Here is a 20,855-nt window from a genome sequence, read left to right on the forward strand (position 1 = left end):
GGCTTGTGGCATTATGATTGCATTACCGCACTGTTAAGAAATTGTGAATTGGCTAAATGGACTGGATATAGGCCGAAAGATTGTCGCCTGCCGCGAGGTTGAGTTTCTTACGGAGGCGATGGCGGATCACGCGCAGGCTGTCCTGCGAGATGCCGAGGAGCGTGGCAATATCGGCAGAAGTAAGGTTCATTTTGATCAATGCGATCAGCCGGAGGTCGTTGGCGGTGAGCGGGCCGGTTTGCTGTTGGAGGCGGTCGAAAAACGATTGGTGTACCTGCTCAAATATCCCCCTAAACTCTTCCCAATGCTGGTTGTCCTGCAAGCCTTCACCGATTTGTTCGGACAGTGCTTTAATCTGTTTCCGCTGGTCGCGCTTATCGTCTTTAATCATTTCATCGAGCTTCGCACGCAGGTCTTCCAGCAGTTGATTTTTGCGGATTACGTGCAAGGTGTAGCTGCTTAGTTCCTGTGTTTTGGTTTCGAGCTGTTGTTTGAGGTGCTCTTCTTCGAGTTTTTTGTTTTTTAATTCAACCTCCATCAGTTGCTTTTGCGCTTCGTATACCTGCTTGTGCTGCGCGTGGAGCTTCTGCTCGTTCCGGATTTTGAGGCGCTGCCGGCTGATGATCAATGCCGCCACGACGATAATCAATACCACCACAATGCCTGTTGCAATGGAGATAAGCGTATCGATGCGCCGCGCCTGCGTCAGCTGTTCAATTTCGTTGTCCTTCTTCTCTATTTCATACAGCGTTTGCAGTAATGCGAGCTGTTTGTTGCTTTCCTCGGAGTAAATGTCATTGAGCAGACTGCGGCTCAGCGTGAGGTAGTGGAATGCACTGTCGTTGCGGGCGAGGAGGTTATAGGCTTTGGAAATATCATTGTAAGCGCTCGAAATCTGGTAGCGCTCACCGCTGGTTTGGGCGAGTTTCAGACTTTGAATACTATAAACCAAACCTTCGCGGAACCGGCCGGTTTTCCGCAGCACGTCGCCCAGGTTATTCACGACTTCTACCTGCGCCCGCGCATTATGAGTCTGCGCGTTGAGCGTATAAGCTTTGTTGAAATAGAAATAGGCCGAATCGTATTTTTCGAGGTCTTCGTAAATGCTGCCGATGTTTTCGTAAATCTTCGCGGCGCCGTCGGTGTGACGGTCGAGCTGGTAGGATTGCAGGGCTTTACGCTGGAAATGGAAGGCGCTGTCGTACATTTCGCGCTTTTCATAAAGGTGACCGATGCGCCCGTAAATCTCTGCCTTACCCGATTCCAGGCCGAGATTTTGGTAGATGGTCAATGCTTCGTCGAACTGTTTCCGGGCCAGTTGCGGCCTGCGGGTGCGGTAATAGAGCTCGCCTAGCATATTCAGGTTCGCGGCCAGCATTTTTTGCTGATCCTTATTACGGAATAGCTTCTCGGCTTGCAGCAAATAGTCGAGCGACTGCGGGTAATGCCCCGAAATGAAAAGCAGCCGCCCAATCTGCTGCAAATAGCCCGCAGCTTCCACGTCATTGTTCTTCCTGATGGCCGAATGATAATCCGCTTTCAAGCCGATCAGCAGAGAATCGGAGTTTTGCGGACTTGCGGGAATGGTATGTTCAGGCTCCTGGGCAAATGTTGTTTGGATAAATAAGCAGGATATCGAGATGATCCATGCCGCAACCAGGGTAATGCGGGGCAGGATAGGAGAGGGAGAATGCTTCTTGGCGCGGCCGGTATGCATGGCAGAAAGCGCTGGGTTAATTTCACGCAAGTTACGGCGACGTGCCTGCATGAATGCCAAAAGCCATTGAAATACATCAATGGCTTTTGAAAATTAATATTGAGGTAACATTGCGTTAGTCTCAGATGAACCGGTTGATCAGGTTTTCGAGGTATTCCTGCTTGCCCGAAGTTGTCGCCGGTTCGCCTTTGGTAGCAGCCAGTTCAAACAGATCTTCCAGTTTCAAAGCACCTTTTTCGAAATCGGCGCCTTTACCGCTGTCGAAGCTTGCGTAACGGTTCTTGCGGATCTTGTCGTAATCTCCATTCTGGATAATCTTGTCAGCAATTACTAATGCACGTGCTACGGTGTCGATTCCGCCGATGTGCGCGTGGAATACATCATCCACATCGGTTGAGTTGCGGCGACGTTTTGCGTCGAAGTTGATACCACCGCCTTGCAGACCGCCTGCGTTCAGGATCACGAGCAATGCGCGGGTCCACTCGGCGATGTCATTCGGGAACTGGTCGGTATCCCAGCCATTCTGGTAATCACCGCGGTTAGCGTCGATCGATCCCAGGATGCCTGCATCGGCAGCTACCTGCAATTCGTGCTCGAAAGTGTGGCCTGCCAGTGTCGCGTGGTTCACTTCGAGGTTCAGGCTGAAATCGGCCAACAGGTCGTGCTGGCGAAGGAAGCCGATCACAGTTGCCGCATCGTAGTCGTACTGGTGCTTGGTAGGCTCACAAGGCTTCGGCTCGATGAAGAACTTACCTTTGAAACCATTCGCACGGGCATAGGCTACCGATATCTTCAGCATTTGTGCGAAATGCTCCTGCTCGCGTTTCATGTCGGTATTCAAAAGGCTCATATAACCTTCACGACCTCCCCAGAATACGTAGTTTTCGCCCCCTAATGCAATAGTAGCATCCAGAGCCATCTTCACCTGCGCACCTGCGTGAGCAACTACGTCGAAGTCAGGGTTCGTGGAAGCACCGTTCATATAGCGGTGGTGACCGAAAAGATTGGCAGTTCCCCAAAGGAGTTTCACACCCGATGCTTTTTGTTTCTCACCCAAATAAGCAGTCAGGGCCTGCAGGCGCTTTTCGTTGGTACGCACGTCGTCGGCGTAATCCACTACGTCTACATCGTGGAAGCAGTAGTAAGGAAGGCCCAGCTTGGTGATGAATTCGAATGCTGCATCCGCTTTGTCTTTGGCGCGGTCTACGGCATCTGGTTTTTTGTCCCATGGGTAAAAGAGTGTAGGTCCGCCGAATGGATCCAGACCAGCGCCGCAGAACGTATGCCAGTAAGCCACTGCGAAGCGCAAATGGTCTTTCATCGTCTTGCCGGCGATCACGCGGTTTTCATCGTACCAGCGGTAAGCCAGTGGGTTGTCGGTTTCCGGGCCTTCGAAAGAGATCTTTCCGATACCCTTAAAATACTCCTGTTCTCCGAGTAGAATGCTCATTGTAATGTAGTTAATCGTTTTTCTAATGCTTAAACAAACCGGCTGATGTAGTTGCGGGAGAACAGCTTCCTCCCTTCCTTCCATCCTCCTTTTTACCCTATTTTAATTAATAAGTGTAAAATTGACATTTCATACTGCAATACTATCACTTTTTTCTGAAAAATTTGCAGCACCCATAAAAAAGAGGAGCAGATTTAATTTCTGCTCCTCTCCCGGTGAGTTTTTAAGCGGTTCTGTGATCAGAAGAACTTCGCGCGGTGGTCTTCGATTTTCGCGTTTTCGCGGATGGCTTCGTTCACCAGGTACGACATGCGGCTTTCCAATGATTGGGTCAGCTGCGTTTTGTACTGGGTAAAGTCAGCGATCTTAGGCGCATCTGTCTTGCTTAACAGCTCCATGATGAACACTCCATTTTCGCCGGTGAAAACACCTGATTTCTGTCCGGCTTTCAAACCGAATGCTTTTCCAAGTGCGATAGGGTCGAAACCTGCGCTGGTCAGGAAGCCGGTTGCGAGAGAGATATCGTTCGCTGATTCAACCAATGCACCTGCACCATATTTTTTTGCGATATCTTCAAGCGATCCGGTTGCGCCTTTCAGCTTCGCAGTGATTTGTTCTGCTTTGATCTGGTTGCGCACTTTGGTAGTCAGTTCGTCGCGGAAATCATCCACTTTCACATCTTTCGCATCCGATTTGCCTGTCAGAACAGCTACAACATATTGTTCTTCCGTTTCGAAAACGGGTGATACTGACGAAGGCTTGGTATCTTCTTTGAATGCCCATCTTACGATTTCGCGTGCATTCTGGATGGCATTGATATTGGTTGCCGATTCGGGAATGCGGTTTGCATTCGCGAGTACCAATGCTTTGTTTTTCTTAACGGCTTCTTCGAATTGCTCGCGGCTTTTTACCGAGTTGGCGAATTCGTCGGCTTTTCTGTAAGCTTCGTCACGGGTAGCCTGGCTTGGTGCAATGGTCTTACCGATGGTAGCGATGCGGTACAGGGTATTTGATTTCGGAGCAGTTACTTTAATAATGTGGAAACCGAACTGACTTTCTACCAAACGTGGGATCAGGCCGGGAGCGGTTGCGGAAAAAACAGCTTCTTCAAACGGCTTTACCATCGCACCGTTGTTCTGGAAATAACCCAGGTCGCCGCCGCGTTGTGCCGAGCCGGGATCTGCGCTGGAGGTAGCAGCCAGTGCCTCGAAGTTAGCACCCGCTTTGATCTGCGCCAGAATGCCTTCCGCTTTAACGCGGGCAGCCGCTTTGGCAGAGTCCGACTGGTTTTCAGCGCGGATCAGGATGTGGCTTGCTTTTGCAGATGAAACGGTATCGGAGCGGGTTCCGCCGTATTTGTAGATATAATAGGTATTGCCTTCGCGGTAAGGTCCGTAAACACCACCGGGAACGAATGTTTTCACGGCCTCTTTCAACTGGTCGCTCATCGTAGCGTACGACTGGTTGATCGGCACCGGAATGTCGCTGTTCATTGCAGCAAATGCAGAGTCGCTCTGTGCGGTTGCGAGGCCGCGTGCGAGTTCTTTGATTTCGGTATACAATGCAGCACTATCGTCTTTCGCAGGCTGAACCGGGAACGTTACATACTCGATCGAACGGGTGTCGGTTCCTTTGTATTCTTTTTTGTGCGCGTTCAGATAATCTTGCAGCTGTGCGTCAGTTACTTTAATTGTAGTATCTACAACCGAGAAATAGGGTACATACAGGTAGCGGAGATTGGCTTTGGTATTTTGCGCTACGTACTCTTTCTCAGCTTGTGCTTTCGGAGTGTAGGTCGAGAGGCGAAGCATATTCTCGTATTTGGTACGGGTACGTTCTTCGCGAAGGCTCTTTTCAAAATTCTCCCAGGACTTTTGTTGTTCCAAAGGAAGGGTTTTGAGGTTCTTCAGGTAGTTGATCACCGCGTTTTTGTCGAAACGGCCGGTGGTAGGATCTGAAAATGCTTGCAAAATCGATGGGCTGATGTGGTTACCCTGTACCATGTCGTACAGTTCTTCGTCGGTTACCGTCAGTCCCAGTTTGTCGTATTGCTTTTTGTAAGCGATGTCCACCACGAACTGGTTCCACGCCTGATCTCTCAGACCAGCCAACTCGCCTTCGTTCAGGCTGCGGCCCGATTGTGCCTCATAGTTCTGACGAAATCCGTCCACCCGGCTTTGAAAATCTTTGATATTAATTTCTTTCCCGGCAATCTCTCCCACGATCTGGTTGTTGTTGCCGCCCAAGAGGGAATTAGGGCCCAGCAAATCGCCTCCAACCATAAAAAGAATTAAACTGATAGCGATAACCGTGACGGCTATCCCGGATTTTTCTCTGATTTTGTTAATTAAAGCCATTTTCTCGATTCAAATTAGTGCGCAAAATAAAAAGTTTTCTTGATGGAATGCAAGAGCTTACATCCGTATTTACAATTATTGGTAACATCCGGACGTTACGCGGCGCACCGGAGATAGCAAGAGGACGTTTTGGGGGGCTTAATACATGTGTTTCAGATTGAAAGCGTAGAGGATCGCCATGAAAATGCTGAAAAATACGCCAGCCATGGCGGTAATGACGCCCATCCAGCCGCCGATCATCAGCAAAGGCGCTGCAAATGCAACGGCCATGCCGCCCAGGTAGAGGTAGTATCCTCTCCGTTGCAAATTCCACATCAGGTAGGCTGCATACAGCGAAAGCGATTCAAAAATAAGCATGATGATGGCGCCGGTTTTGATATTCTCGGCGGTAGTTTGCTCAATTACAGCTTCAAACATCTTGTCCATCGTCTTCGCTTCGGCGGTATTGCCCTGACGTTCGAGGTTTTCACGGACAGCTTCAAACGTTTCTCGGGTTTTGTCGGCGGTAATGCCCGGGTTCCAGAGCCTTTCCGATTGGGTCCAGAGGCCCGAAACAGCACTCATGAAAGTAAGAAAACACAAAATCGTAAGGAACGTGGGGCGATTCACAGGTGCACTCATTCAGTTAATAACAGATCAGCAGGTTTTCTGATGAAGGATGTAAAATTTGCCGTTTTCGGTGAAAACACCAAAGGCATTTGAATATTCTTCCCGTCGGCCTACATTTGTCATTTTTTAATCCAATAAAAACTCAAACTTTCTAACAAACAGTACCTATGAGCCTTCAAATTTTGACTGAACGCATTGCAAATATCCTGGGGACCGATAGCGGACTGGATGCCACAGCCAAATTTGTGACCGACGAAGGAGTCCTGTTTGTCGATGGTAAATCCGTACCCAACAGCGTCTCCAACAAAGATGCCGAGGCAGATTGTACGTTCGAAGTTTCGGTGAAAAATGCATTGAAACTGATTGACGGCGACCTGAACGCGATGATGGCGCTTATGACCGGGAAATTGAAAATAGACGGCGACATGGGCGTTGCGATGAAGATCGCAGAAACCTTCGGTCGCCGGAAGTAGGCTTTCAGGCCGGGTGCCTTTTTTTCTGGATACCATCAGTTTTCAATAAACGATCGCGCAGGCATGGAAAACCACGAAAAGGCATCCGGAAATACTACCAAAAGAAGGAATTTTATCAAAGCCGGTGCATTGGCGGCTGGCGGTTTTATGATCGTCCCGCGGCACGTACTGGGGCGGGGCTTCACCCCTCCGAGCGACAAGCTCAATATCGCCGCAGTAGGCTGCGGCGGCAAGGCCGACTTCAATATCAAACAGGCTTACAATAATGGTACGGAGAACATCGTCGCGCTTTGCGACGTCGACGACCGGCAATCAGAAAAGTACCGCAAGCAGTTCCCCAACGCACCTTATTATAAGGACTTCCGCAAGATGTTCGAGCAGGAGGCGAAGACGTTCGACGCCGTCATCGTTACCACGCCCGATCATATGCATTACCCCGTCGCCATTGCCGCGATGGAGCTGGGGAAACATGTTTATGTCGAAAAACCATTAACGAAAGACATCTGGGAAGCGCGAATGCTCACCGAAGCTGCCAGGAAATACAAGGTGGTAACCCAAATGGGCAACCAGGGAAGCAGCAGCGACGGTACACGCAACACAGAAGCGCTCGTGCAGTCGGGTGCGATCGGCGATGTGCATACTATTGAAGTGTGGACCGACCGCCCTGTATGGCCACAAGGGGTGAAATCTCCGAAAGATAAAGGCGAATCGCAACCCGTTCCGCCGGGCGTTGACTGGGATTTGTGGCTCGGTACCGCCCCGAAACGCGATTACCACGAAGCATATATGCCGTTCCGCTGGCGTGGGTACTGGGATTTTGGCACCGGTGCATTGGGCGATATGGGCTGCCACTTCCTGGATGTGCCTTTTCGTGCATTGAAACTCGGTTACCCAACCTCTGTGGAATGTAGCGTGGGTTCGGTATACACCGATTTCTTCCAGCAGGCATTCTTCGACGATGTAGCTCCGCCTTCTGCGAGCATCCATTTGAAATTCCCTTCGAAAATACCCGGCAAAGAAATTAACCTGAACTGGTACGATGGCGGAATGCGTCCGCAACTGCCCGACGGCTGTGACTACAAAGCCGTTTTTGGCAGTGTCGACGGCGGCATCTTATTTATAGGTACAAAAGGCATTATCAGTGCTGAAATGTTTGGTGAAAATCCGCGGCTATGGCCGGAGCAGAAATTCGCGAACGTGCGGATAGCCACCAAGCCGCGCGCATTGGTGCAAGGTGGCTGGCAGGGGCACCAACAGCAGTTTGTGCAGGCCTGTAAAAAGGGATATGGCGCTTATACAAGCTCTTCATTCGACCAGTCGGGGCCGCTGACGGAGATTGTGCTCATGGGGAACCTGGCTGTGCGTTCGTACCTGCACCGCGAGGCGAAGGTGGATGGCAAAGGTTTTACATTCCCGGGCCGCCAGCGGCTGATGTGGGATGGGGCCAATATGAAGATCACCAACTTTGATGTGGCGAACCAGTTTGTGAAACGGGAATATCGCACGGGGTGGTAAAAATACGGGTGGTGCGAAGCTCTTGCTTCGCACACGCTATTTGCCAGCACGAAGCAAGAGCTTCGTGCCAGCTCACATTAAAGTTCCAGTTCCCGTAAATACATCTGGATCGTATTCTCCAATCCTATATATAATGCATCGCAAATCAATGCGTGGCCGATAGAAACTTCATCCAGCCAGGGAATGCTTTGTTTGAGAAAATGCAAATTATCAAGGCTAAGGTCGTGGCCGGCATTCAGGCCTAATCCGACTTCCCTGGCTTTTTCAGCCGCTTTGATAAACGGTAACACCGCTTTCTGACGGTTTTCAAAGTAGCCGGCTGCGAAAGGTTCGGTGTAAAGCTCCACGCGATCGGCGCCGCAGATTTTGGCCCCTTCCACCATTTCTTCATCCGGATCCACAAAAACGGAAACGCGGATTCCGGCCGATTTAAATGTGCTGACGAGATCGGTAAGTTGTGCGCGGTGGGTGATCGTATCCCAGCCGGCGTTGGAAGTAATCGCGCCCAATGCATCGGGAACCAGCGTTACCTGGTCAGGCTTATTGGCCAATACCAATTCCACAAATTTCTTTTCCGACGGATTACCTTCGATGTTGAACTCGGTCGTAACGAATTCGCGGAGGTCGTACACATCCTGGTAACGGATGTGCCGTTCATCGGGCCTGGGGTGTACGGTAATGCCCTGCGCCCCGAACCGCTCGCAGTCCAGCGCTACTTTCAATACATTGGGATTGTCACCGCCACGGGAATTGCGAAGGGTGGCGATCTTGTTGATGTTGACGCTTAGACGGGTCATGGTACTTTAATGTTGAATGACTGAATGATTGAATGAGTGAATGAGTGAATGAGTGAATGAGTGCGTGGGTAGTATGTCAAGTGTTGTCAGGTATGGCCAGTGAGTCATGGTTGTGCAATCAGGTCGTGGGAGCGAAGTGTGAGTTTTGATTCTTAGAGATGAGTTTTCAAGTGAATCACTAACTTTGCCGGTCTGTTACAAATTTAGCATTTGAGTGCTTAAAAACACTTTTAAAGCTAATTTTTGGCCAAAATCAATATAACAAACAACAAATGACCGAATGACAATGCCTGACTAATACTGACAATATTCGCTCATTCACTCATTCAAAATTCAATCATTCAGTCATTCAATCATTCAATCATTCAAAATTAGTTAACGATGTCACTAAAATCCCAAGTAGAATCCGGCATAAAGGACGCGATGCGTGCCAAAGACCAGGATACACTGCGTGCATTACGCGCGATCAAATCATTGATTTTGTTGGAAGAAACCAAAGGCGGTACCAGCGGAGAACTATCGGCTGACGACGAGCTGAAACTTTTAACAAAAGCCGCGAAGCAACGCCGCGAGTCTGCCGATATCTACAAAACGCAAGGCCGCGCGGACCTTTTGGAAAAAGAAGAGGCGGAATTGGCGGTAATTGAGCAGTTCTTACCCAAGCAATTGACGGAGGACGAAGTGAAGGCCAAATTACAGGACATCATCGCACGCGTGGGTGCCGCCGGGCCTTCGGATATGGGCAAGGTCATGGGCGTAGCTACCAAAGAACTCGCCGGCCAGGCCGACGGGCGTGTCATTTCCACGCTGGTTAAGGCACTGCTCGCATGAAGTTACTGGATGTTCTCATCCTTCTTCCCCTGCTATGGGGCGCATTACATGGTTACCGCAAAGGCCTGTTGATCGAGATCATCGGGATTTTGGGCATGGTGGTAGCCATGGTTTTGGGTTTCAAATTCCTGGGCTTGGGGATGGAGGTCCTCACGCCGTATTTCAGTGAGGGCGTCGCACGGAAAATTCTGCCATATGTGGGTTTTTCGGCGATTTTCTTTCCTACTATATTTTTATTAAACCAATTCGGCTACACCATCCGGCGGTCGCTGCGGTACTCTATTCTGGGTACTTTCGACAGTTTTGCCGGCGCCATGGTGGGTGTTTTTACATGGGTTTTCGGGATCAGCGTGTTTTTCTGGCTGGTAGATGCCATCGGCGTGAAAATTCCCGCGCACCGCACCGATGATACCTATTTGTACCCGCTTGTGGTGCCCGTAGCCCCCACGGTGATTACCAAAGGACTGTCGCTCATGCCCAAAGGCACCGATATTATTCGCGAATGGAAACGCGATTACCTCGAAGATTGAACTTTCGAATTTCGACCCGGGTTAAGCTTTCATCATTGACATTCAGTACCTTTGCAGAAAATTACAGTTGAATGCCCTGTGTGTTTGACAGATTATAGCAGAAAATGACCACGATACAGCAAAAGCAGGACATCCGTAAACTCAATGTCGACCAGATCAAAACCTGGATGACCGAACACGGAGAGAAAGCTTTCAGGGCAAAACAGATATATGAATGGATCTGGAAGAAATCGGCCCATTCATTCGACGAAATGACCAACCTCTCGCTCGCCACGCGCCAGCTGATGAACGAGCATTTCGTGATCCACTCGCTCGATGTTGCCAAAAAACAGCACAGCAACGACGGTACGATCAAATCCGCATTCAAACTTTTTGACGGTAATCTCGTGGAAGGCGTGCTCATACCCGCTGCCGACCGCATGACCGCCTGCGTGAGCAGCCAGGTGGGATGCTCCCTCACGTGCAAGTTCTGCGCGACGGGCTATATGGACCGCAAGCGCAACCTCGAAGCCGGGGAAATCTACGACCAGGTGGTAGCCATCGCACGTCAGGCCGAAAATACTTTCAATGCGCCTTTAACCAACATTGTATATATGGGAATGGGCGAGCCGTTGCTCAACTATACCAACGTACTCCAATCCATCGAATACATCACCTCGCCGGAAGGACTCAATATGTCGCCCAAGCGCATTACCGTGTCCACGGCGGGTATCGCGAAGATGATCAAGAAGCTGGCCGACGATGAAGTGCGGTTCCGCCTCGCATTGTCGCTGCACGCGGCGAATGATGAAAAGCGTAACCAGATCATGCCGATCAACGAGTCGAACTCGCTGGATAATTTGGCTGAGGCTTTGAACTATTTTTATAAGAAGACGGGCAACCGCATTACTTTCGAATACATTGTTTTCAATAATTTCAACGATACCCTGCAGGACGCCAAAGAGCTTTGGGAGTTTTGCAAGCGTGTCCCGGCCCGGGTGAACATCATTGAATATAACCCGATCGCCGAAGCTGATTTCAAAAATACGGAGGCCGACCGGTTGGATAAATTTGCCGCTTTCCTGGAAGATAGAGGGGTTTCGGTGCATGTGAGGAGGAGTAGAGGCAAAGATATCGATGCCGCTTGCGGGCAGCTGGCTAACAAAGAAACAAACTGAGATTAACCTGACTTAACAATTTCTTAACATTGGGTCGGCGGTTTATAAGTAGTTTTGCGTCAATAATTCAACCTATCAACTTCTTTTATGTTTGGTCTTGAAACCGACATTTTCATCCTCCTCGCGTTTAGTATTTTAGCGGCCTGCGCATTCGAATTTGTTAATGGTTTCCATGACACTGCCAACGCGGTGGCGACGGTTATTTATACCAACTCCCTGAAACCGAATGTGGCGGTAATATGGTCGGGTTTCATGAACTTCTGCGGCGTATTTTTTGGTGGTATCGCCGTGGCCATGGGTATCGTGAACCTGCTCCCGGTGGAATTGCTGATCGATCAGAATGTCTACCATAGTGCAGCGATGGTGTTTGCACTGCTTTTCAGCGCCATTATCTGGAACCTGGGTACCTGGTATTTCGGCTTGCCGAGTTCCAGCTCGCACACACTCATCGGTTCGATCCTCGGCGTGGGTCTTGCATTTACATTAATGCCTGAAAATACACAGGGCACCGGCGTGAACTGGTCGAAAGCACAAGAGTTGTTTATGTCGCTGCTGACCTCACCGATCTTCGGTTTCGCGCTTGCGATCATTATTATGTTTATTCTGAGAAGATCGCTGTCCAAACCGCTCCGCGAGATTGTTTTCAGCGAACCTAAGAAAAACGAGGCACCGCCGATCTGGATCCGTGCCATTCTGATCACTACCTGTACTTTGGTAAGTTTCTTCCACGGCTCCAACGATGGCCAGAAAGGGGTAGGACTTGTAATGCTCATCCTGATCGGTATAGTGCCGGCGCATTTCGCATTGGATAATTCCAAAGACCCGGTCGGAATGAAAGCCGACCTCGTTGGCATCGAGCGGGCTGTGAACAGCATCGATTCATCCCGCCTGTCGATCTCCGACCGTGCACATTTGTATACCATTAAAGCCGAGCTGACACATTTGCAGGCACAGATCAACAATCCGTTGCCTGAGCACCGCTTGCCGAAAGAGCAGCGTATGGAGGCGCGTCGCTCTTTGTTGCTGGTGAGCCGTAATATCAAGACGATTCTGGATAATGGGAACGCGAACTTGAGTGCAACTGACCTCGCATTCCTGAAAAAGCAATCGGGCAGCGAGCACGGTATCAGAAGATACACCGACTACGCGCCGGATTGGGTTATCCTGATGATTTCACTCTCTCTTGGCCTTGGAACAATGGTCGGCTGGAAGCGGATCGTGGTGACGATCGGGGAGAAAATCGGAAAGCAGCATTTGACTTACGCTCAAGGTGCTTCCGCCGAATTAGTAGCGGCGAGTACAATAGGGGTGTCGTCTTACCTGGGACTCCCGGTAAGTACCACGCACGTACTTTCGTCCGGTATTGCGGGCTCGATGGTGGCCAGCAAAGGGGTAAAAAACCTGCAAGGTGGCACGATTCGTAATATCGTGATTGCGTGGGTTTTGACATTGCCTGTAACCATGTTGCTGGCGGGAACGCTGTACGCTTTTTTCCGCTGGATATTGTAAAAGTTCCTATTTTAAAGGTATAAAAAGCCGCCGGGAACGGTCCCGGCGGCTTTTGTTTTAGCGTGGCGGCCGCACTTTCTTTGCTTTTCATTGGTTTAATATCGTAAATTCGGCATGGATTTTAGTATTAAGTAAAAGCCAATTATTCACCATAATGACTACAATTGAAGCGCAGGTTAACCGCTACGGTTATGTGACGGAGGCGATCGCGGAAGATATCGATCTGGTGGCGGAGATCAACCGCCTGAAAAAAGAAAAGAACGCGGTTATTCTCGCGCATTATTATGTGGATGGGGAAATCCAGGACCTGGCCGACTACATCGGCGACAGCCTCGGCCTTTCACAGCAGGCGGCCGCTACAGATGCCGACATGATCGTTTTCTGCGGCGTGCACTTCATGGGCGAAACGGCAAAGATCCTTAGTCCGAATAAAAAGGTAGTAATCCCCGACCTCAATGCAGGCTGCTCGCTGGCGGATTCTGCGCCGGCCGATAAGTTCGCCGCATTCAAAGCGCAATATCCGGATCATATCGTGATTAGCTACATCAACTGCTCCGCGGAGATCAAAGCGCTCACCGATATCGTTTGTACTTCTTCGAATGCATTGCAGATCGTGGAAAGTCTGCCAAAAGATCAGAAGATCATTTTCGCACCGGATGCGAACCTGGGCCGTTACGTAGCCCATAAAACCGGTCGTGATATGGTGCTTTGGGATGGGGCCTGTATTGTACACATTGATATTTCAAGAGAAAAACTCGCGCAGCTTCGCGCCGAGAATCCGGATGCATTGCTGATAGCCCATCCGGAATGCAAGGAAGATATTCTGAAACAGGCGGATTTCGTAAGCTCTACGACCGGCCTTCTGAAATTCGTTAAGGAATCGAGCCACGACAAGTTTATCGTCGCTACCGAGGCAGGCATTTTGCATAAAATGAAGCAATCGGTGCCTGATAAGAAGCTGATTCCGGCTCCCGGCTCAGATAACAACACCTGCGCTTGCTCCGAATGCCCTTATATGAAAATGAATACCCTCGAAAAGGTCTACAATGCGCTCCTGTATGAGCAGCCGGAAATCTTTGTGCCTGAGGATATCCGCCTGAAAGCATATGATTCCGTAGCACGCATGCTGGAATTGAGCAAAGGTATCTGACACCCGATATAAAAACCCTATTCCTGAAATTATGCCCCAATTTGATTTTCTGATTATCGGTTCGGGAATTGCCGGACTTAGCTATGCAGCCAAACTAGCCCGCCATTTCGATGAACTGAAACAGGAAGTGTCCATTGCCGTGATCACCAAGGTTCAGGCCGATGAAACCAATACCAAATATGCCCAGGGAGGCATTGCGGTAGTATGGGCGGAGTCCGATTCGTTTGAAAAGCATATTCAGGACACGATGGATGCCGGGGATGAGGTTAATAAGAGGAATATCGTGGAAATCGTTGTGCGCGAGGCGCCGGAGCGTATCCAGGAGCTCATCGACTATGGAACACGTTTTGATAAGGAAAAGGGAGGTGAATACGACCTCGCAAAAGAAGGCGGGCATTCCGACCACCGCATTCTGCATTTCAAGGACATTACAGGGGCGGAAATCGAGCGCGCATTGCTGGAAGAGGTAAACCGCCATGAAAGCATCCAGATTTTCACGCATTACTACGCGGTAGAACTGATCACCCAGCACCATCTGGGCGAAACGGTATATCGCTACCGTGAAGATATCAAATGCTTCGGCGCTTATGTGCTCAACCGCCAGACGGGAGAAGTGGAGAAGTTTCTGGCTAAAACGACATTGCTCGCTACCGGCGGTATCGGCAATATTTATCAAAGTACTACCAATCCTACCATCGCAACCGGCGACGGCATTGCCATGGCGTATCGCGCAAAGGGCATCTGCGATAATATGGAATTCATCCAGTTTCACCCCACGAGCTTTTACCAGCCCGGCCAGAAGCCGTCTTTTCTGATTTCGGAGGCGGTTCGCGGTTTTGGAGGGATATTGAAAAGAGCGGACGGCAGCACATTCATGGAAAACTATGACAGCCGTCTTTCGCTGGCACCCCGCGACATTGTGGCCCGCGCTATCGACTCCGAAATGAAGAAAAACGGGGTCGACCATGTCTACCTCGATGTCCGGCATTGCGATTACGAGAAGTTTCTCGAGCATTTCCCAAACATCACCGAATATTGCCTGCAACAGGGCGTCGATGTGCGAAAGGATATGATTCCCGTGGTGCCTGCGCAGCACTATATGTGCGGGGGCGTGCGCGTGAACGAATGGGGAAAGACCAATATCGAATTTTTATACGCGGTAGGGGAGTGCGCCTGTACGGGGTTACACGGCTCCAACCGCCTTGCTTCCAACTCTCTGCTGGAAGCCGTCGTTTTCGGGCATCGGGCCTATGAAAGTACGATCGCCAATTTCGAAAATGCGATTATCGCGCAAAATATCCCTGAGTGGGATGATAGTGGCACCACCCATCCCGAAGAGCAGGTGTTGGTAACCGAAATGACCCGGGAGCTCAATAGTATCATGTCCAATTATGTGGGCATTGTACGTACCGATCGTCGTCTCAAACGCGCCTATGACCGCCTCGAACTGCTGCACCAGGAGCACGAACAGCTGTACCGCGAATCAAAAGTATCGGTGGCAATATGCGAGCTGAGGAACATGATCTCGGTTTCTTACCTGATCATTAAAATGGCAATGGCCCGACGCGAGAACATCGGGCTGCATTACAATGCCGATCATGTGCATGCTTAGAGTTCAAAGCTTAAAGTTTAAAGCTCAAATTTAGAGCTTACAGCTTAGAGCCTAAAGCTTACAGCCTAGAACCTTGGGCTAGCATGTTCCGGCTACGGCGGGTTACCGCTCGTTGCCATACGTTTTCTCCTATTTTCTGGCCAAGGTGCGTACCTTCCTCTACGCCATCGCGATAGTGGATACCGCCGTAAACGCGGCTGATGGACGCATCCCAATAAGCTTCTTCAAAGGATTTGAAGGACTTGATACCATGTCCGTATTTCTTTTCGGTGGTGTCGGTGAAAGCTACATTATCTCCGATCAGATGCGTGAGCACCACACCGCAGGCAGCTGAAATGGAGCTGTGGCCGCTTACGTATTCGGGAAATGCGGGCGTTTCGAGGAATGGCCGCCAGTTGGGATCCCAGTTGCTGTTGATCACCGTTTCCGGGCGGATGCGGACCGTGCGGTATTTCTCATCCCAGCAGGCAATGAATGCGTCATAAATGGAGAGCGCTCCCAACGTATAGGCCTCTACCGATTGCATCAGGTCCAGCTTTTTGTCTGTCGCGACGGTCCGCACGATCGCCATCCAGTGGCCGGCCGGGGTCATTTTTTTATTGGCAAACATGGCGTGCCCAACTACATTGGTCACAAACGCATTGTCGTCCCAGAAGTAGGCTGTCGCTTTCTGCTCTTCGGTGAGATTGTTACCGATGTTGTAAACTTCCATTGCCAGTTGCATGAACTTGCTGCTCTTGGCGAGGTCGTATGGTGCCGGCGGCGGGCAGCGGAACTGCGTCACCGAGTCAAGTGCAAAAGTCCTCACGGTATTCCACATAGGTTCGCACGCATCCGCATACGCAGGTGGCGTGGGTACCCACGTGCCGGGTTTATTGGTTACCGTATAGCGGTATCCGCGTATCTCCTTATAATGGTCTTTGGCCGAGTATGCCAGTACATGCTTCGCTACCGTATCACCGTATGCGATGGAGCGTTCATATACGTCTTCTGGAATACCCATTTCCCGGAATTTCTTGAAAAGCCCCTTTTCATAATCATCCCACATATTGCCTGAGAAAGTAAGCGTTCTCCCGACAACCGTAAAGGCCTTGATGCTAGCAAGTGGGAAGCAATAGGTCAGTGTCGTGTCTGGCTTGGGTGGTGTATTGAATTTAACTAGTTGATTTCCAAGTGACTGATACTCTTTGTTTCCAGGAGAAAGTGCTTCATAGGCAGCGAGGAATGAATAGCCATAAATGCGACTTGCGACCGGGGGCTTGAATATGTCGTGAATAATTACGTCAGTAAGATGCGTCGCGGTCTCATGAAAAAGCTGGGGATCGGCTGCCTTGGCATTATACTCGTTGGGGGAAGACTCCTTTTTACACCCATATAAGAAGCAAGCAACCAGGAGGGAGAGTAAATGAAACTTCATTGATATCAGTAGGAAATTTGTAACTGTAAATGTCTACGAATATAGTAAGAAATGAGAATTTGGCGATAATAATGTACAAAAGAGTGATTTATTGTAACTTATATATAACTAATTCATAAAAATTGTTCGATTGATACAGTTATTTATTGTTATTTTTTAAGAATGCATATTCATTAATCGGGAAACCTTTTTTTTGTTAAAAAATTGATATCTTTTTGTACAATCAAACGAGTATATAAGATCTGATGGTACTTCTTTTACAAACAACAGGAGTATGCATATAAGATTGTGTATGATATACACTGTTTGATATCCTGAACTCTGATCGATGAAAGTACTCACCCTTATCACTAAAATTGCTCTATGTAGAAAATTTTCCTGGCTACACTTTTTCTGACTCGCAACGGCAGATTTTCGGAACGAAAATCATGCCTGACGCAACGTTCCGTGCTTATACGGTTAAGCAAACATTCTTACTACAACATTTTTTAATCTAACTATTAATCTATGAGATTTTCTACTGGATGGACGCCTCGTGCGGTATCACGAAGTGTTTTTTCTCTTTGTCTGGCCCTGGTGACGGTCATGGGTGCATTCGCCCAGAATACCATCAAGGGTAAGATCAAAGATGAACAGGGACAGCCGCTGCCTGGTGTGAGCGTTGTCGTGAAGGGAACCACCGCAGGTACAGTAACCGACAATGAAGGGCTTTATACCGTGAATGCCGAGAGAAACGGCACGCTCGTGTTCTCATTCATCGGTTACCTCACGCAGGAGATCCCCGTAGGCGGCAAAAGCATTCTCGATGTGATCCTGCTGGCTGATACAAAAGCACTGGAAGAGGTAGTCGTGGTAGGTTATGGTACTGCCAAAAAGGCAACCCTGACCGGCTCGGTTACTGCTGTAAAAGGCGCTGAACTTCAGAAGGCTCCTGCTGCCAACTTATCCAACACGCTGGGCGGTCGTTTGCCTGGTATTTCGGCGGTGCAATCGAGCGGTGAGCCAGGCTATGACGGCTCGGCGATCCGTATCCGTGGTACCAACTCATTGGGTAACAGCAATGCGCTCATCGTTGTGGACGGTGTTCCCAACCGTTCCGGTGGTCTCGACCGTATCAACCCTGCCGACATCGAAAGTATTTCAGTATTGAAAGACGCTGCTGCGGCGATTTACGGTTCACGTGCGGGTAACGGGGTTATCCTTATCACCACCAAACGCGGTAAAACAGGTAAGCCACAACTTTCTTATGATATGAACCTCGGCGTGTCGCAGCCTACGCGTACACCTGAAATGTCGAATGCCGCTGAGTATGCGACTATCCGTAACGAATTGCAGATCTATGACAACCTGCCGGTAGGGCAATGGCAAGGTGCGCTGCAAGGCTTCAACACAAATGGATCCTATACCAGAACCGACAACGGAAACGTAGTCAACGCCGTGTTTACGCCAGATGACATGAAGAAATTCCGTGACGGATCAGATCCTTTCCTGCACCCGAATACAGACTGGTATGGCTCGGTGATCCGCAAATGGGCGCCACAGCAACGTCACAACCTGCAATTGACTGGTGGTAACGAGAACGTGAAATACCTTGCTTCGATTGGCCACATCAATCAGGACGGTTACTATGTAAATTCCGCTACTGGTTACAAGCAATACGATATGCGTATCAACCTCGATACGAAAATCAATAAATATGTTACCGCAAACCTCGGTCTTACACTTCGCGAAGAGTTCCGCCACTTCCCAAGCGGTGGTAACAGCGCAGGTGCCATTTTCCGGATGTTGATGCGCGGTAAGCCGACTGAAATCGCAATCTGGCCGGACGGACGTCCAGGTCCTGATATCGAGAACGGCCAGAACCCTGCGGTTATAACTACCAACACAACTGGTTATAACAACGACAAAAGAGATTACATCCAAACCAATGGTGGCCTGGAAATCCTGATCCCCGGCGTTCCGGGATTGAAAGTCAACGCGATGGCTGCGATCGATAAGCAAATGCGTCGTCAGAAAAACTTTGAAACTCCCTGGACATTGTATTTCTGGGACAAAAAGACTTACGAAGCGGACGGTAAAACGCCATTCCTGACTGGAACCGTTCGTTCGACGTTCAAAGATCCGCGTCTGAGAGAAAGTTCTTCTCAGGAGTTGTCTATCCAGCTGACTGGTCAGGTATCTTACGAGAAATCAATCGACGGGCATAACTTCAACGTAATGGCCGGTATCCAGCGCGAGAAAGTGGATGGTGATGGTTTCTATGCATTCCGCCGTTACTTCATTTCGCCTGTGGTAGATCAGCTGTTCGCGGGTGGTACGCCTGAGCAAGACCTTGGTAACTTCGATCTTTTCAGAAGAGCACGTTTGAGCTACTACGGCCGTGCAGGTTACAACTTCAAGGAAAAATACCTCGCTGAATTCCTTTGGCGTAAAGATTATTCCTACGTGTTCCCTCCAAACGGTCGCTCCGGTTTCTTCCCGGGGGTATCTGCCGGATGGCGTATCTCGGAAGAAGGTTTCTGGAAAAACAACATTTCGCGTTACGTAAACAATGTAAAACTCCGCGCTTCATGGGGACAAATGGGTGCTGAGCCTTACTTCCTTGGAACAGAAACTTTGGCAGAATACCAATACCTGTCGACAATGGGCTTCGGAACCTATATCGTTAATGACCAGGTAGCGAAAACTCTGCTTGAAACCCGTGTTGCTAACCCCAACTTCACCTGGGAGGTTGCAAACAACTCCAACTTCGGTATCGAGGGTACGTTGTTCAATGACAAGCTGGCATTTGAGTTCGATTATTTTGTGAACAATCGTTCGAAGATACTGATTCCGAAAACAGGTTCTACGCCGTCGTCGGCCGGTATCGATGGCAAGCTTCCTCCTCAAAACCTGGGTAAACTGCAAAACAAAGGATGGGAGTTCAAGCTGAGCTATGACGGCAATGCGGGCGACTTCACCTACTCTGTGAGTGTGAATGGTGGTTATGCCAAAAACAAAATTAAATACTGGGATGAAGTTCCGGGAGCACCTTCTTATCAGCGTTCGACCGGAATGCCTTATGGATCATTCCTTGTATACCAATTCGACGGGGTATTCAGGAGCCAGGAAGAAATCGATGCTAAAACACTCGATTATGGCCCGATCACAGGTAACCTGCGTCCAGGTGACATGAAGTTCAAAGATGTGAACGGTGACGGTAAAATCAGCGCCGACGACCGTATCCGCACTGAGAAAGTGGCCCGTCCATGGTTTACAGGCGGTGCCTCGATTAACCTGGGTTACAAGCAGTTCGATTTGGCTATGTTGTTCCAGGGAACATTGGGCGGCTTGCAGCTCATCGGTCTGACCGAGTCGGGTGACATTGGTAACTACCTGAAATACGACTTCGATCACCGGTGGACGATCGACAATCCGACCGACAAATATCCACGTCTGACCAACCGTAACAACCGTTATTACACCAACACAGGCCAGGCAGGTATCAACAACTACTTCCTCAAAAGCAACAACTATCTGCGTTTGAAAAACATCGAGATTGGTTACAACCTGCCCTCAGAAATCGGTTCGAAAATCGGTTTGAGCAACCTGAGAGTCTATTTGAACGGATTGAATCTCCTGACTTTCGATAAAATCAAAGTTTGGGATCCGGAAGCGACTACCGGCAGTGGTCAGTACTATCCGCAATCAAGAGTTGTCAGCGCAGGTGTACGTCTAGCATTTTAACGAAT

15 protein-coding genes are annotated in these 20,855 nt (G+C 49.5%); 9 read left to right on the forward strand and 6 right to left on the reverse strand.

The genetic code is table 11. The features are described 5' to 3' along the window. Window positions 1-52: 52 nt before the first annotated feature. The 4 genes from AC2YIT_RS11630 to AC2YIT_RS11645 form a co-directional block, all read right to left on the reverse strand. Window positions 53-1,768: a tetratricopeptide repeat protein gene (locus tag AC2YIT_RS11630; protein WP_487279276.1), complete on the reverse strand. Its 1,716-nt coding sequence runs from the start codon at window positions 1,766-1,768 to the stop codon at window positions 53-55. A gap of 70 nt (window positions 1,769-1,838) precedes the next feature. After that, complete coding sequence (gene xylA, locus AC2YIT_RS11635; protein WP_430844826.1) at window positions 1,839-3,167, reverse strand: xylose isomerase; 1,329 nt, start codon at window positions 3,165-3,167, stop codon at window positions 1,839-1,841. Window positions 3,168-3,406: 239 nt separating this feature from the next. Beyond that, complete coding sequence (locus AC2YIT_RS11640; protein WP_430844827.1) at window positions 3,407-5,524, reverse strand: peptidylprolyl isomerase; 2,118 nt, start codon at window positions 5,522-5,524, stop codon at window positions 3,407-3,409. A gap of 138 nt (window positions 5,525-5,662) precedes the next feature. After that, complete coding sequence (locus AC2YIT_RS11645) at window positions 5,663-6,088, reverse strand: hypothetical protein (protein WP_487279277.1); 426 nt, start codon at window positions 6,086-6,088, stop codon at window positions 5,663-5,665. A gap of 212 nt (window positions 6,089-6,300) precedes the next feature. Between AC2YIT_RS11645 and AC2YIT_RS11650 the strand changes: the two genes are divergently transcribed. After that, a complete protein-coding gene (locus tag AC2YIT_RS11650; RefSeq protein WP_430844830.1) occupies window positions 6,301-6,606 on the forward strand; it encodes an SCP2 sterol-binding domain-containing protein in 306 nt (101 codons plus the stop codon). A 63-nt stretch (window positions 6,607-6,669) separates the two neighbouring features. Further along, window positions 6,670-8,121 (forward strand): Gfo/Idh/MocA family protein, encoded by a 1,452-nt coding sequence (locus AC2YIT_RS11655; RefSeq protein WP_487279278.1) that lies wholly within the window; start codon window positions 6,670-6,672, stop codon window positions 8,119-8,121. Between the two features lie 77 nt (window positions 8,122-8,198). Here AC2YIT_RS11655 and AC2YIT_RS11660 read toward each other — a convergent pair whose 3' ends face one another. Beyond that, window positions 8,199-8,918, reverse strand: a complete 720-nt coding sequence (locus AC2YIT_RS11660; RefSeq protein ID WP_487279279.1) for a pyridoxine 5'-phosphate synthase — start codon at window positions 8,916-8,918, stop codon at window positions 8,199-8,201. A gap of 381 nt (window positions 8,919-9,299) precedes the next feature. On the opposite strand from AC2YIT_RS11660, the gene AC2YIT_RS11665 reads away from it, so the two are divergent. The 6 genes from AC2YIT_RS11665 (at window position 9,300) to nadB (ending at window position 15,707) form a co-directional block, all read left to right on the forward strand. Next, window positions 9,300-9,749, forward strand: a complete 450-nt coding sequence (locus tag AC2YIT_RS11665) for a GatB/YqeY domain-containing protein (RefSeq protein WP_487279280.1) — start codon at window positions 9,300-9,302, stop codon at window positions 9,747-9,749. Further along, window positions 9,746-10,279: a CvpA family protein gene (locus tag AC2YIT_RS11670; RefSeq protein ID WP_291200004.1), complete on the forward strand. Its 534-nt coding sequence runs from the start codon at window positions 9,746-9,748 to the stop codon at window positions 10,277-10,279. Before AC2YIT_RS11665 ends, AC2YIT_RS11670 begins: the two co-directional genes overlap by 4 nt. 104 nt (window positions 10,280-10,383) lie before the next feature. Then, window positions 10,384-11,436 (forward strand): dual-specificity RNA methyltransferase RlmN, encoded by a 1,053-nt coding sequence (rlmN, locus tag AC2YIT_RS11675; RefSeq protein WP_487279281.1) that lies wholly within the window; start codon window positions 10,384-10,386, stop codon window positions 11,434-11,436. Between the two features lie 87 nt (window positions 11,437-11,523). Further along, on the forward strand, window positions 11,524-12,945 hold the full coding sequence (locus AC2YIT_RS11680) for an inorganic phosphate transporter (RefSeq protein WP_430844840.1): 1,422 nt from the start codon (window positions 11,524-11,526) through the stop codon (window positions 12,943-12,945). Between the two features lie 154 nt (window positions 12,946-13,099). Beyond that, window positions 13,100-14,095 (forward strand): quinolinate synthase NadA, encoded by a 996-nt coding sequence (nadA, locus tag AC2YIT_RS11685; protein WP_223402658.1) that lies wholly within the window; start codon window positions 13,100-13,102, stop codon window positions 14,093-14,095. A gap of 31 nt (window positions 14,096-14,126) precedes the next feature. Next, entirely contained in the window at window positions 14,127-15,707 is a 1,581-nt protein-coding gene (nadB, locus tag AC2YIT_RS11690; RefSeq protein WP_430844843.1) for an L-aspartate oxidase, read from the forward strand. Window positions 15,708-15,765: 58 nt separating this feature from the next. Here nadB and AC2YIT_RS11695 read toward each other — a convergent pair whose 3' ends face one another. Further along, window positions 15,766-17,124 (reverse strand): vanadium-dependent haloperoxidase, encoded by a 1,359-nt coding sequence (locus AC2YIT_RS11695; RefSeq protein ID WP_430844845.1) that lies wholly within the window; start codon window positions 17,122-17,124, stop codon window positions 15,766-15,768. A gap of 585 nt (window positions 17,125-17,709) precedes the next feature. Between AC2YIT_RS11695 and AC2YIT_RS11700 the strand changes: the two genes are divergently transcribed. Continuing rightward, the gene (locus AC2YIT_RS11700; protein ID WP_487279432.1) at window positions 17,710-20,850 is read left to right on the forward strand and encodes a SusC/RagA family TonB-linked outer membrane protein; all 3,141 of its coding nucleotides are present in this window, start codon (window positions 17,710-17,712) and stop codon (window positions 20,848-20,850) included. Window positions 20,851-20,855: the final 5 nt, after the last annotated feature.

The sequence above is a fragment of the Dyadobacter sp. SRI_021 genome (assembly GCF_057586235.1).

Excerpts from the sequence above, each read along its gene's own strand:
- AC2YIT_RS11630 (WP_487279276.1), bottom strand. The coding sequence starts at position 1,768 with ATGCAGGCACGTCGCCGTAACTTGCGTGAAATTAACCCAGCGCTTTCT.
- xylA (WP_430844826.1), bottom strand. The coding sequence starts at position 3,167 with ATGAGCATTCTACTCGGAGAACAGGAGTATTTTAAGGGTATCGGAAAG.
- AC2YIT_RS11640 (WP_430844827.1), bottom strand. The coding sequence starts at position 5,524 with ATGGCTTTAATTAACAAAATCAGAGAAAAATCCGGGATAGCCGTCACG.
- AC2YIT_RS11645 (WP_487279277.1), bottom strand. The coding sequence starts at position 6,088 with ATGAGTGCTGTTTCGGGCCTCTGGACCCAATCGGAAAGGCTCTGGAAC.
- AC2YIT_RS11650 (WP_430844830.1), top strand. The coding sequence starts at position 6,301 with ATGAGCCTTCAAATTTTGACTGAACGCATTGCAAATATCCTGGGGACC.
- AC2YIT_RS11655 (WP_487279278.1), top strand. The coding sequence starts at position 6,670 with ATGGAAAACCACGAAAAGGCATCCGGAAATACTACCAAAAGAAGGAAT.
- AC2YIT_RS11660 (WP_487279279.1), bottom strand. The coding sequence starts at position 8,918 with ATGACCCGTCTAAGCGTCAACATCAACAAGATCGCCACCCTTCGCAAT.
- AC2YIT_RS11665 (WP_487279280.1), top strand. The coding sequence starts at position 9,300 with ATGTCACTAAAATCCCAAGTAGAATCCGGCATAAAGGACGCGATGCGT.
- AC2YIT_RS11670 (WP_291200004.1), top strand. The coding sequence starts at position 9,746 with ATGAAGTTACTGGATGTTCTCATCCTTCTTCCCCTGCTATGGGGCGCA.
- rlmN (WP_487279281.1), top strand. The coding sequence starts at position 10,384 with ATGACCACGATACAGCAAAAGCAGGACATCCGTAAACTCAATGTCGAC.
- AC2YIT_RS11680 (WP_430844840.1), top strand. The coding sequence starts at position 11,524 with ATGTTTGGTCTTGAAACCGACATTTTCATCCTCCTCGCGTTTAGTATT.
- nadA (WP_223402658.1), top strand. The coding sequence starts at position 13,100 with ATGACTACAATTGAAGCGCAGGTTAACCGCTACGGTTATGTGACGGAG.
- nadB (WP_430844843.1), top strand. The coding sequence starts at position 14,127 with ATGCCCCAATTTGATTTTCTGATTATCGGTTCGGGAATTGCCGGACTT.
- AC2YIT_RS11695 (WP_430844845.1), bottom strand. The coding sequence starts at position 17,124 with ATGAAGTTTCATTTACTCTCCCTCCTGGTTGCTTGCTTCTTATATGGG.
- AC2YIT_RS11700 (WP_487279432.1), top strand. The coding sequence starts at position 17,710 with ATGGGTGCATTCGCCCAGAATACCATCAAGGGTAAGATCAAAGATGAA.